Origin of the sequence: Nocardia sp. NPDC058114 (genome assembly GCF_042884695.1) — a bacterium.
GTDB lineage: Bacteria > Actinomycetota > Actinomycetes > Mycobacteriales > Mycobacteriaceae > Nocardia.
Genome location: NZ_JBHVTK010000007.1, coordinates 121061 through 132877 on the forward strand (window position 1 = coordinate 121061; position 11817 = coordinate 132877).

Genomic DNA, 11817 nt, shown 5'->3' on the forward strand with positions numbered 1-11817 from the left:
CGATCGTGTCGGGTTCGGCGTCGCGATGCGGGTGTCAGAGCCGGAAGATCCGCGAGCCGACGGCCCACCCCGCGCTGGACCAGTTCGGACCGAAGCACGCCACGGTGCCCGCCTGGCCGACCGGCAGGTCCTGGCGGATCGTGTACGGCCCGACGGCGAAGGGTGCGATGTTGTAGCCGATGCAGTCGACCTCGAGCCGGTAGGTGCCCTCGCCGCCGTAACACCCACCATTGAACGCCCACGGGCCGTTCATCGACCCCTGACAGCCGGGATCAGCGGCGGCCGTCCCCGCGGCGACACCGGTCAAGGCGACCGCGATGGCCGGAGCGGCCAAGCACATCGCTACTGCGCGAGCTGAGGTTCTCATGGGCAAGCTCCGATCATCGAGGGTCATGGGTTACATGGGATGTTTCCTCGATAGTTAGCCATGCGTTACACCGTGTCCGCGCGAGCGGCCAGGCCCAATGCGACATCGATGAGCAGGAAAACGATCAAGCTCACGCCGATGAGCGGGAGGAACCAGCCGACGGCGACCGCCGCGCCGACCAGCGGAACGGTGATCCACGGCGACGTGCGGCGCAGCACCCCACGCCGTGGCGGGACGGGCAGAGCGGTCCTGCGGGTGGGTCGACGCTGCCACCACATGCGGTAACCGAGCACGATCACGGTGACGAGGCCGACCATGATCGCGAGCAGCAGCAGCTGGTTGACCAGGCCGAACAGCAGACCCATGTGGAAGGCGATGCCCCAGTTGGTGAGCTTGGCCATCAGCGGCCAGTCGGCGAACGCCAGCCGGTCGGTGACCGTGCCGGTCGCGCCGTCGACGGCGAGCGAGTCGACGGTGTAGGTGCCGGGCAGGCGCAGTTCCTTGATGCCGAACGCCTTCTCCGGTGTCGCCGGGATGGCGATTTCGGCGCCCTGGGTGATGCCCTCGGCACGAGCGACCTCGTAGACGCGATCGAGTTGCGCGATCCGCGCCGAGGGGTCGACCGGGGCCGGGCCGGTCTGCCCCCCGCTGTGGTGGTCGCCGCCCGAGGACTGGGCGGGACCGGCGGTGCCCGGCAGTTTCACACTCACCGCGGGGGTGGTCCAGCTGAGTTCTTCGCGCAGCGTCGTGACGTTCTCACCGGCATAGGTGGACCACGTCATGCCGGTGGCCGAGAGCAGCAGCACCACGGGCAGGATCCAGACGCCGATCGCACCGTGCCAGTTCATCTTTCGACGCCTGGTCTGGGACAGATCCGGCTTGAGCAGCCACTGCGCCGACCTGCGGTCGCGCCGCTTGCGCACCCGGTGCACCCACAGCACCAGCCCGAACAGCGCGATCACCCACAGCCACGACGCGGCCAGCTCGCTGTAGAGCCTGCCGGGCTCGCCCAGGTGCAGGCTGCGATGGAACTCACTGAGCCAGGTGCGCAGTGGCAGCGCGCCACCACTTCCGTAGACCACGGACTCGCCGACCGGCTGGGCGGTGTGCGGGTCGACGAACACCGACAGCCGCTCGGAATCGCCGAGCGCCGGATCGTTGAACAGCACGCGCGTGGTGTCGCCCTCGTTCGGGGCGGGGGCGACCGCGACCAGAGCCAGGTCGGGGCGCGCCGCGACCGCCGCGCCGACCTGGGCGGACAGGGCCTGGTCGGGCCCGGTGGTGTCGACCTGCAGCAGATCGCGCGAGACGAACCCTTCGATCGTCGGCGCGATCGCGTACAGCGCGCCGGTGAGCGCGGCGATCAGGATGAACGGGGCGACGAAGAACCCCGCGTAGAAGTGCAGGCGCAGGGCCAGCGGAGACAGGCGTAAGCCCCGGCGTGCGCCGGAACGTGGACTGTCACCGGGGATCGGTGGTGCCGAGGGGGAGTTCTCCTCGGCCGGACGAGTGTCCGTGATGCTCATGCTGATTCATTTCTGGAGTACTGGAACCCGGTGCGCGCGGACAAGGCACGGCTCGGCACCCGCATCGACGACGGCGCGCGAAGGCCGTCGACCTGGTGCGGCGTGGAGCCTGCCGATCGTCAGGCGCGGTCTTCGTCCGAGCGGAGCCGGACGAACACGGCCGACCGGCGGCGTACGTCGAGCACCACGCTCACGTCGAGAGAACGGGTGACGTCAGCGTCGGGAGGCGACAACGAGGCGCGTGTTCGACACGGGGACAGCGCACGACGAGCCCGTGCACCGGGTGAGGGAAAGGTCAGAAAGGAACAGCGAGCGGGGGAGCGCGGGTTCGCAGCGACGACGTGGCGAAGATTCGCAGGATGACGCGGTCGCGGTGGGCCAGGCGCAACGGCGCCGGGTCGGGGATGCGGGGAGTGCGGTAGCGCAGCGGCAGGATGCGCGCCAGCACAGCGCCGCCGACCCGGTAGGCGGCCTCGGCGCCGACGATGACGACGGCCGCGAGCAGCGCGGCGACGGTGTGGGCGGTGAGCATGCCGAGTCCGAGCGAATCGTCAGCCGAGTGCGAGTGCCCCGACCAGCTCATCGTGGTGTGGCCGACCAGCTGACCACCCAGCAGCACCGCCGCCAAACCCAGCGCACCGTGACGCAGTGGTCCGATCCCGGCGACCAGTGCGCCGACAACCGCCGAGGCCGCCGCCAGCAACACGATCGCGGTGCTGCCCGGCAGCGCCCCACCGGCGGCCAGCCCGTGCGCGGCCAACGACAGCGCGCCCGACATCGAGCTCGCGCAGGCGCCACGCAGCCGCGCGCCGACCGCACGCGACGGCGCGGACGCCTGCTCGAACCCGATGATCACGCGCTGATGATAGTCGACGGACGAGGCCCGCTCGGCGGCGATAGAGCGGGCTACGTCCAGCCGTTCTCAGTCCGACTCGACCGGCATCTCGATCAGCGGCTTGCGCAGCAGCTTGCCCGTCGCGTTGCGCGGCAGCTCGTCGACGAAGATCACCTCGCGCGGCACCTTGTAGCGGGCCAGGTTCTCGCGGACGTATTCCTTGATCTCCTTGGCGTCGCGCTTGGACTCCGGGCCGGGCACCACGATCGCGCGCAGCCGTTTGCCGTAGTCGTGGTCGTCGACGCCGACCACCGCGGCCTCGAACACATCGGCGCGGCCCGCGATGAGGTTCTCCACCTCCAGCGGGAAGACGTTCTCGCCGCCGGAGACGATCATGTCGTCGTCGCGGCCGTCGATGTAGAGCAGACCGTCGGCATCGAAATGGCCGACGTCACCGCTCGACATCATGCCGTCGACCATTTCCTTGGTCCGGCCGTCGGTGTAACCGGTGAACGCGAACCCGTTGTCCACGAAGATCGTTCCGGTGACATTCGGCGCGGTGATCGGCTTGCGGTTCTCGTCGAGCAGCACGATCCGGATGCCGACCGGTGCCTTGCCCGCCGTGGTCGGCGCCTTGCGCAGATCCTCCGGGGTGGCCACGGTCATCACCGCGCATTCGGTGGAGCCGTAGAGGTTGTAGAGCGAGTCGCCGAAGTAGTCGAGGGTGCGGGTCACCACGTCGGGGGCGATCGCCGAGCCCGCGGCGAAGATGACCTTCATCGTCGACGGGTCGTACTTCGCCAGCACCTGCTCGTCCAGATCGAGGATGCGCTGCAGCATCGTCGGCACCACGACCAGCGAATCCGCCTGGTACTTCACCACATTGGCGAGCGTCTGCTCCGGGTCGAACCGGCGCTGCTGGAAGATGACCCGGTTTCCCAGGGCGAGCCCGAGGGTGAACTGCGACAGGCCGGTGCCGTGGAAGATCGGCGCCGCCATGATCATGGTGCCGTTGTTGGGCAGCGGCACCCGATCCACGAACTGCGCCGACGCGAACGGGCTCACCTTGTCGCGCGGTGCGCCCTTGGGGGTGCCGGTGGTGCCGCTGGTCAGGATCACCATGCCGCCGGGCTTGCTCGGTGCGGTGATCGCGGCGGTCGAACGGTCTGCCGACAGCGAGGCCACGGTCGGGATCGACGGGTCGGCCCCGTGCGCTTCGTCGACCCAGGTGAGCACCCGCGGGATCTCGGTGGGGATGGCGCTCATCAGGTCGAGGAACTCGCTGTCGTGCAGCACCGCCTTGACCTTCTCGCGGGCGGCGACATCAGCGAACTGCGGCTTGGCGAACCCGGTGTTCATGAGCACCGCGCGCACACCGAGCTTGCCCGCCGCGAGCAGGCTCAACACCATGCCGCGATGGTCACGGGCCAGCACCGCGATCACGTCGCCCTCGCTGATCCCACTGGCGCGCAGGCCGCGGGCGAAGGCGTTGGACTGTGCGTCGAGTTCGCCGAAGGTGATCTCGCCCAGCTCGTCGACGATCGCGCCCGCCTGCGGCCTGCTCTGCGCGGCGTGCATGACGACGCCGGCGAACGGGCCGAACTTCGAGACATTGCGGAACGAACGGGCAGCGTGGTCGAGGCGCAGCGGATTGAACAGCTTGCGATCGACCATGACCTTGACGCCGAGCGCGAAGTCACCGGCACGTCGGGCGGTAGTACCTAGCGCGGGCAGAGACAGAGACATCGAACAGCCTTCCGGCAGACCGAGCCCACGCAGAACCGCAGGCCGGACCGCGTCTTCGAGATCCAGTGCTGTCGCTAACACTAGCAAGCGATCCGGCCGCGCTGTCTACTCCGTAGTAGCCAGGGCCTATCCCTGTGAGACCTCATAGTCGATGAGGGTGCGGCGCACGATCTTGCCGGTGGCGTTGCGGGGCAGTTCGTCGAGGAAGATCACCTCGCGCGGCACCTTGAACCTGGCCAGATTCGCCTTGACGTGCGCCTGGAGTTCGGCGGCGTCGAGGGTGTGACCTTCTTCCAGGACGACGAAGGCGCGCAGGCGTTTTCCGAACTCCGGATCGTCGACGCCGATCACCGCCACGTCGAAGATCTCGGGCCGCTCGACCAGCAGGTTCTCGACTTCCTGCGGGTACACGTTCTCGCCGCCGGAGACGATCATGTCGTCATCGCGGCCGTCGACCATGAGCAGCCCGGTGTCGGTGAAATGGCCCATGTCGCCGCTGGACATGAAGCCGTCGATGATCTGCTTGTGCCTGCCGTCGGTGTAGCCCTCGAACGGCGCGCCACTGCGCACGAAGATCCGGCCACGCGCGCCCGGCGTCTTGACCTGCTGATCCTCGTCGTCGTAGAGGCGGACCTCGCAGGTGATCGGCGAACGGCCGACCGTGCCCGGCGCTTCCGCCAGCTCGGCCGGGTTCGCGATGGTCGCGATGGCGACCTCGGTCGACCCGTAGAGGTTGTAGAGCACCGGTCCGAAGGCCTCGGTGGCCTTGATGCACAGCTCCGGGGTGAGCGCGGAGCCGGCGAAGAGGATGACCTTCAGTGAGGACAGGTCGTATTTCGCGCGGACGTCGGCGGGCAGCTCGGTCATCCGGTGCAGCATCGTCGGCACGCACACCAGCATCTCGACCTTGTGCTCGGCGATCGCGGCGAGGGTGGCCTCGGCATCGAATCGGCGGCGCATGACGATCTTGTTCGACAGGATCGTGTTGACCAGCCAGGTGCCCAGGCCCGTGCTGTGGAAGATCGGCGACACGATCATCGCTGTACCGCGCTTCGGGAACGGTACGCGGTCGACGAACTGCGCAGTCGCCATCGGCGTGACCTTGGTGCGCGGTGCGCCCTTGGGCAGGCCGGTGGTGCCACTGGTGAGGATGATGAAGCCGCCCGGCTTGCTCGGCGCGGGCAGATCCTCGGTGGAGTTGTTCGCGATGAGGTCGTCGAATGTCGTGGCGCCCGCCGGGAGTTCGGTGCCTTCGTCGACCCAGGTGAGGTAGCGCGGCAGGTCGGCGGGCAGTGCGTCGAGCAGGCCGAGGAACTCGCTGTCGTGCAGCACCGCGCGCACGTTCTCGCGTTCGCAGACCTCCGCGAACTGTGGTTTGGCGAAGCCGGTGTTCATCAGCGCGATGCGCGCGCCCAGCTTGCCCGCCGCGATCATCGACATGATCAGGCCGCGGTGATCGCGGGCCAGCACGGCGATGACCGTGCCCTCGCCGATGCCCGCTTCGCGTAACCCGCGGGCGATGGCGGTGGACTGCTCGTCGAGCTCGCGATAGGTCAGCTCACCGCGCTCGTCCACGAGGGCCACCTGGGCGGGGGCGACGCGGGCCGAATGGCGCACGAGGGTGGCCTGCGGGCCGTAGATCTTGGATTCCTTCATCGTCCGCAGGGTCTCGAGCGGTGTTTTGGGATCGGAGACTCCGCGCGCGCGCAGTACACCGATCGCCTTCACGCTTTCGAGCAGATGTGACAGGTTCACTCGACTACCTCCGCAGCTTGGATCACTCGACGCTCACCGTAGCAGTCGATGTGCTGTGCATCACAGTAGTCTAACCGGGCATTTGGGACATCTCCACAAGATCAGCGCTGGGCCGCCGCCAGCACCGCGAGGAGCGGGACAAGCCTGCCTTCCGGCACCTCGAAACGGCCCAATCCCGCGGTCTGCAACCAGCCGACGGCGGCCAGCTGGCGCAAGTGCTGGTAGATCTCGGGTGAGGTGCCCAGTTCCGCGATGGCGGCGAGATCGGCGGCGGTTCTGCGCCCGTAGACGATTTCCTGAAGTAGTCGCAGCCGGACCGGATCGGCCAGCGCGGCAAGGCAATTGGCGGCTTCGATGGTCCAGACATCACCGACGATGGCATCGGTGGGGTACTGGGCCTGCCAATCGAAGCGCTCACCGGTGGGCAGTTGCAACGCGCCCGCCAGCAGCACCCCGCCTGTGCGTTTCCCGGCATCGGCGAATTCCTGCCGCAGGCGCGCCACCGCCCACGGCAGCTGCGCGTGCTCGGGCTGCGCGCTCTCCAGCGCGGCAACACGGCGTTCCAGTTCTTCGAGTCGGTCGACCAGATCCTCCACGCCGGTCAACCTACGCCACACCGAAGCTGTTGCGCTGCTTCATCGAAACGACAGCACACCCCGGATCCGGTGGACCCGGGGTGCGCAGTGGACGAACGTCAGCGCGTGACAGCACCGAACGAGGGCTGCTGGATGGTGCCGAGCTGGTAAGCGAACCCGTCCGGGTGCGCCTCGTCGACCGGCACCGGCCAGCGGTGCCACAGGTTGCCGTACACCGCCGCCACGACCAGCCCGGCGCCGGTGTTCAGCGCCGCGGTGCGGATGGTGGTGTCGACCGGCACGTCCTGGTGTTCGTTCAGGACCGCGGTGCCGCTCTGCCCGCTGGACAGATTCAGCCACATGACCTCGAGCTTGGCGTTGCCCTGGTTGGGCGAGATGGTGCCGGGCCCGCCGAAGAAGCCGAGGCGGAAGCCGTCGATATCGAGGGCGATGCCGGAGCCGTACACCCCGGACCCGCCGCCGTTCTGGCCGATATCGGAGGTCGCCGGGATCTGGAACGGCTGTGCAGGCAGCGCGACATCGACCGTGCCGTCGGCGGCGAGCTTGTCGAGGGCGGCGAGTGCGCCCGGATTGTTCGCCACCGACGTGCGCAGCTGCGAAACGGCCGCGGCCACATCGACAGTCTGTGTCGTCGGTTCCGCGACCGCGGGGCCCGCGAAGACGATGGCGACGGCGGCCGAGGTGGCGGCTACCGCGGTGGTGAAGCGACGCATGAAACTCAGATGATGCATAACCAGCTCTCCTCGAGTGTTCCTGGTACTGCTTTCCCTGGTAATTCGTCCGCTGTGCGGGTCGGTCGGGCTATCAGCCGCCGACCACCTGTGCACGGTACCGACAGCCGATGTGGGATCTGTCACTACCCCGGGGAAAGCCGAGTTCAGGACCTCGAGGGTTGGTTACGGCATGTTCGCGATCTCCACTTTGTAGCCGCGATAGAGCTCGGGTTTGGCGGTGAGGACCGGCATGTCCAGATTCTGCGCGGTGAACACCACGGGCGCGATCAGTGGCCAGTCGAGATGGTCGTCGACGATCGGCACCGTGGTGCCGATGCGGATCGCGGTCGGGGCGTCGAGTTCGGCCCAGCGCACGGCGACGCGATTGTCGAGCAGGCGCCCGAGTTCATCGATGTTGTCCACGGCGCGCATCGCGGCCATCAGACTCACGGTGGGCACCACCAGGATTCGGCGCTGCTGGGTGAACTGGCGCATGATCACCTGCCCGAACAGCGGTGACAGGGCAAGCGAGGTGAGCGCGGTGTGGTCGGCGACGCTCACTGGCGGCTGTCCAGCGCGCCCATCAGCTTGCTCAGTTTGGCTTCCGCCTCGGCGATGTCTTCCGCCGAATGCTGGGTGATCCTGGCGTCGAGCTTGCCCAGGATCTGCTCCCGCAGGTCATCGTTGAAGTACGCGGGGGGCAGTGCCCCGTGCCGCAACACCTCAGCGGGTACCACCGCGACCAATTCTTTCCCCTCCCGCGTCACGATCACGGGCCGTCCGCTCGCGGACACCCCGTCGAAAACACTACCCAGCTGACCACGTAACTCGGTCAGCGGCACACTGTCGTAATCGGCCATAGTCAACTGTACATCGCTGTGTACAGTTGACTATGGCCGAACGGTGTTCCGGTGGGACGTCGTGCTCACCTGATCGCTCAGGCGACCTTGCGGGCCGGTTCGCTGCGGTAGCGGGTCACCGGGCCGTCGATGCCGAGTAGGCGCCAGGTCAGCTTGGCGACCGGGTTCATCAGGCCGCTGTTGGTGGCGAGGGCACGCACATCGCCGAAGATATTGCGCATCGTGGTCTGCGATTCCTCGCTGCCCCAGTAGGCGTCGCGCATGACCTCCGCCGGAATGTCGAACTTCTCGACGAATTCCTTGGGCGGGGTCATGATCATGTCGAGCATCACCCGCATGGCGATCGGGAAGGCCACGGAGAGCACCGATTTCGTGATCGGGTTCATGCCGGGCACGTTGCGGCGCAGGTATTCGTGGGCGAAGGAGATGTGCCGGGCTTCCTCGGCCACGTGGATCTGCATCACCCGCTGCACCATCGGATGCAGATCGACGCCGGCGCGCAGCAGCGACTTCTGCAGGTGATCGATCGGCTCCTCGCCGCCGAGGATCATCGTGAAGAACAGTTCGGGGAAGTACTTCACCGCGGGCCAGATGGCCATCGTCAGCTTGCGATCGATGGTGCCCATGCCGATCACATCGCGGTAGCCGATGCGGTTGATCATCTCCTGGAACATCATCGTGTGGTTGCACTCTTCGGCAGCCTCGTGGGTGATGTACCGGAATTCCGGGTCGCCGTTGGGGACCGACACCAGGTACTGCATCAGCCCGCGGATCAGCAGCTGCTCGAAATCCAGGCCCACCTTGGCGATGCCGGCCTGGCGCCACATGCCGATGGCGATCTGCTTCTCGATCGGCTGGGCCTTGTACCAGGGGTGACGGCCCAGCGGGTCCTCTTCGGGCATGATCCAGCGCGGGTCGTCGCTGTGCACGGCGAACTCGGGGGATTCCCAGTCGATGTCGACGTAGGGGTCGAAGTGCCGGTTGACCGAACCTTCGGACAGGTTGCGCAGGATCTCGTGGTACTCGGGATCGGTGGCGGTGTTCTTGATTGTCGACAGCATCAGCGGTGTCTCCTTCGGTGTGGCGCGACTCCTACGTTATATGAGACTCAGAGTCCCACACAACCCCTCTGATGGTCGGATTCGTCCTTGCGGCGCGATCTACCAGCGCCGACGTACGATGAAACGTCGCAGGACACGCCGAACGGTTGACCAATCAGCCAGCGCACCTGGCTGTGAACGGGCGGGGCCCACGGGGTCGCGCACCGAGAGAGCGAGGATCCCGATGGCACGTTCGACTCCCGCCAAGGCCGTATGGCCGGCCCTACGCGTCGACTCCTGGTCCGACACGCGCGACACCCTGCACATGTGGTCACAGATCATCGGCAAGCTGACAATGGCGGGCACTCCGCTGGTGAACCACTGGTGGAATATCACGTTCGCGGTCAGCGCGCGCGGGATGACGACCGGTGCGATTTCCGTCGACGGCCGCCTGCTCGACATCGAATTCGACTTCGTCGACCACGAACTCGTCCTGCGCAGCAGCGACGCCCGCCGCGCCACGATCGCCCTGCGACCGCGCACGGTCGCCGACTTCTACGCCGAACTCGGCCATGTGCTCGGCCGGCTGGACATCGTGGTCGATATCGAAGCCTCACCCAATGAGGTCGACCCGGCCATCCCCTTCGCCGAGGACACCACCCACCACTCCTATGACGCCGACGCCGTCCACCTGTTCTGGCAACAGCTCGTCCAGATCGAGCGAGTATTCCAGCTCTGGCGCGCCGGTTTCGCCGGGAAATCCAGTCCGGTGCAATTCTTCTGGGGTTCCTTCGACCTGGCCTGCACCCGCTTCTCCGGCCGCCCCGCGCCCCTGCACCCCGGCGGTGCCCCCAACTGCGCCGATTGGGTGATGGAGGAGGCCTACTCCCGCGAATGCGCGAGCGCGGGCTTCTGGCCCGGTGGCACCGAAGGCACCTTCTACGCCTATTCCTACCCGGCTCCGGACGGTTACTCCGCTCGTCCCGCGGGCCCCGACGGCGCCCAGTGGGACACCACCCTCGGCGAATTCGTCCTCCCGTACGACATGGTCCGCAATTCCCCCGACCCCGACGCCACCCTCCTGCACTTCCTCGACACCACCTACGCTTCCGCGGCCGACCTGGCCCACTGGGATCGACCGCTGCTCGACGTCGATCCCCACCGCCTCGACCGCCGACTCCACGTCGACGACACGACGGCGCTCTGACCCGTCGGCATCCCGCACGACATCACATCTCCCGCAACAGCTCTGTCAGCAGCGCGGGGTCGACCCGATAGGGCGTGTTGAACCCGAGCCGTTCGACGATTCCGTCGTAGCGCTCGTGCAGTTGCGCCGCCGCGCGGGCGGGGTCGGTGGCTGTGATCGCGACGGCATCGAGGAAATCGTCGTCGACGAGGTCGGCCATCCGATCCCATTCCCCGTTCTTGGACATCGCTTTCAGGCGGGGTCCGAGTTCGGCCCGATCGTGCAACTGGAGAATCGGCCAGTAGGCCGGTGTCGATCCGTAGAACGCCAGCTGCTTTCGGACGGCCTGCCTGGCCGCGGCGAGCTCGCTCGCGGATCTGCCTGTCGCGACCATCGCCGAATGGTGGATCACGATGTCGTCCACGGGTTTCCGTGCGCGCGCCGCGCCGTGCGCCAGGGCGGGCAGGGTCACCTCGCGCAGAAACCTCGGCGTGCAGAACGGGTGCGACATGAATCCGTCGGCGACCTCGCCCGCCACCGCGGTCATGCCCGGGCCCACCCCCGCGAGATAGATCGGCGGCGGTCCGAACCCGGCCACCTCGTCGGCCGCGGGGCGAAACAGTGGCGGCATCAGGGTGTGCTGATAGAACTCGCCCTGGTAATCGAGCCGCCCGCCCTGCTCCCAGCTCGCCCAGATGGCACGCACCGCCAGCACCATGTCGCGCATCCGGTCGGCCGGTCGGCTCCACGGCATCGAGTAGCGCCGGGTGATGTGCGCGCGGATCTGGCTCCCGAGACCGAGTACGAACCGGCCACGGGAGAAGGCCTGCAGATCCCAGGCGATGGTGGCGAGCAACAGCGGATTGCGGGCGAACGCCACCGCGATCGAGGTACCGAGCTCGACCCGCTCGGTGTGCTCGGCGGCGAGCAACAGCGGCAGAAACGGGTCGTGCGCGCCTTCGAACGTCCAGATGCCCGCGTACCCCGCGGCCTCCGCGGCGGCGGCATCCTTGCCCATCGTGGCGAGCCCGCCGGTCAGCGTGGTGTCGATCTTCAAGACGCGCGTCCCATCACCGTCGTGTGCAGTCCAGCGATGTTCGTGACAGCGCGGAACAATTCGACCATCACCGTAACGCCGCGCAGAACCCATCCGGGCCGATCCGGCAAACGCCGGCCTGCTCCGGGAAACGAAA

General features: G+C 67.5%; 12 protein-coding genes. 1 reads left to right on the plus strand and 11 read right to left on the minus strand.

Features of this window, described 5'->3' with window-relative positions:
- Positions 1 to 34 precede the first annotated feature (34 nt).
- The 10 genes from ACFVVI_RS24880 to ACFVVI_RS24925 form a co-directional block, all read right to left on the minus strand.
- Complete coding sequence (locus ACFVVI_RS24880) at positions 35 to 367, minus strand: hypothetical protein (RefSeq protein ID WP_378632903.1); 333 nt, start codon at positions 365 to 367, stop codon at positions 35 to 37.
- 65 nt (positions 368 to 432) lie between these two features.
- Positions 433 to 1893, minus strand: a complete 1461-nt coding sequence (locus tag ACFVVI_RS24885) for a PepSY-associated TM helix domain-containing protein (RefSeq protein WP_378991366.1) — start codon at positions 1891 to 1893, stop codon at positions 433 to 435.
- Between the two features lie 295 nt (positions 1894 to 2188).
- On the minus strand, positions 2189 to 2749 hold the full coding sequence (locus tag ACFVVI_RS24890; RefSeq protein ID WP_387447101.1) for a hypothetical protein: 561 nt from the start codon (positions 2747 to 2749) through the stop codon (positions 2189 to 2191).
- Between the two features lie 66 nt (positions 2750 to 2815).
- Positions 2816 to 4474, minus strand: a complete 1659-nt coding sequence (locus ACFVVI_RS24895) for an acyl-CoA synthetase (RefSeq protein WP_378991368.1) — start codon at positions 4472 to 4474, stop codon at positions 2816 to 2818.
- Positions 4475 to 4600: 126 nt separating this feature from the next.
- Positions 4601 to 6229 carry an acyl-CoA synthetase gene (locus ACFVVI_RS24900; RefSeq protein ID WP_387447103.1) on the minus strand — a complete coding sequence of 543 codons (1629 nt, stop codon included), beginning with the start codon at positions 6227 to 6229 and terminating at the stop codon, positions 4601 to 4603.
- A 101-nt stretch (positions 6230 to 6330) separates the two neighbouring features.
- On the minus strand, positions 6331 to 6825 hold the full coding sequence (locus ACFVVI_RS24905) for a helix-turn-helix transcriptional regulator (protein WP_101468527.1): 495 nt from the start codon (positions 6823 to 6825) through the stop codon (positions 6331 to 6333).
- A 98-nt stretch (positions 6826 to 6923) separates the two neighbouring features.
- Complete coding sequence (locus ACFVVI_RS24910; protein ID WP_387447104.1) at positions 6924 to 7556, minus strand: hypothetical protein; 633 nt, start codon at positions 7554 to 7556, stop codon at positions 6924 to 6926.
- Positions 7557 to 7721: 165 nt separating this feature from the next.
- Positions 7722 to 8099, minus strand: coding sequence for a hypothetical protein (locus ACFVVI_RS24915; protein ID WP_378632914.1), 378 nt, complete (start codon positions 8097 to 8099; stop codon positions 7722 to 7724).
- Positions 8096 to 8398, minus strand: a complete 303-nt coding sequence (locus ACFVVI_RS24920; RefSeq protein WP_266292300.1) for a type II toxin-antitoxin system prevent-host-death family antitoxin — start codon at positions 8396 to 8398, stop codon at positions 8096 to 8098. Before ACFVVI_RS24920 ends, ACFVVI_RS24915 begins: the two co-directional genes overlap by 4 nt.
- 77 nt (positions 8399 to 8475) lie before the next feature.
- Complete coding sequence (locus ACFVVI_RS24925) at positions 8476 to 9459, minus strand: diiron oxygenase (RefSeq protein ID WP_378991371.1); 984 nt, start codon at positions 9457 to 9459, stop codon at positions 8476 to 8478.
- A gap of 223 nt (positions 9460 to 9682) precedes the next feature.
- Here ACFVVI_RS24925 and ACFVVI_RS24930 point away from each other — a divergent pair, with 223 nt between their 5' ends.
- On the plus strand, positions 9683 to 10645 hold the full coding sequence (locus tag ACFVVI_RS24930; protein ID WP_387447105.1) for a DUF5996 family protein: 963 nt from the start codon (positions 9683 to 9685) through the stop codon (positions 10643 to 10645).
- 22 nt (positions 10646 to 10667) lie between these two features.
- Here the strand turns inward: ACFVVI_RS24930 and ACFVVI_RS24935 are convergent, their stop codons facing one another.
- Positions 10668 to 11681 (minus strand): TIGR03617 family F420-dependent LLM class oxidoreductase, encoded by a 1014-nt coding sequence (locus ACFVVI_RS24935; RefSeq protein ID WP_378991373.1) that lies wholly within the window; start codon positions 11679 to 11681, stop codon positions 10668 to 10670.
- Positions 11682 to 11817 lie beyond the last annotated feature (136 nt).

What these genes read in the sequence shown, in the direction of transcription:
- ACFVVI_RS24895 (WP_378991368.1), bottom strand. Translation starts at nt 4,474, where the DNA reads ATGTCTCTGTCTCTGCCCGCGCTAGGTACTACCGCCCGACGTGCCGGT.
- ACFVVI_RS24925 (WP_378991371.1), bottom strand. Translation starts at nt 9,459, where the DNA reads ATGCTGTCGACAATCAAGAACACCGCCACCGATCCCGAGTACCACGAG.
- ACFVVI_RS24880 (WP_378632903.1), bottom strand. Translation starts at nt 367, where the DNA reads ATGAGAACCTCAGCTCGCGCAGTAGCGATGTGCTTGGCCGCTCCGGCC.
- ACFVVI_RS24885 (WP_378991366.1), bottom strand. Translation starts at nt 1,893, where the DNA reads ATGAGCATCACGGACACTCGTCCGGCCGAGGAGAACTCCCCCTCGGCA.
- ACFVVI_RS24920 (WP_266292300.1), bottom strand. Translation starts at nt 8,398, where the DNA reads ATGGCCGATTACGACAGTGTGCCGCTGACCGAGTTACGTGGTCAGCTG.
- ACFVVI_RS24930 (WP_387447105.1), top strand. Translation starts at nt 9,683, where the DNA reads ATGGCACGTTCGACTCCCGCCAAGGCCGTATGGCCGGCCCTACGCGTC.
- ACFVVI_RS24910 (WP_387447104.1), bottom strand. Translation starts at nt 7,556, where the DNA reads ATGCATCATCTGAGTTTCATGCGTCGCTTCACCACCGCGGTAGCCGCC.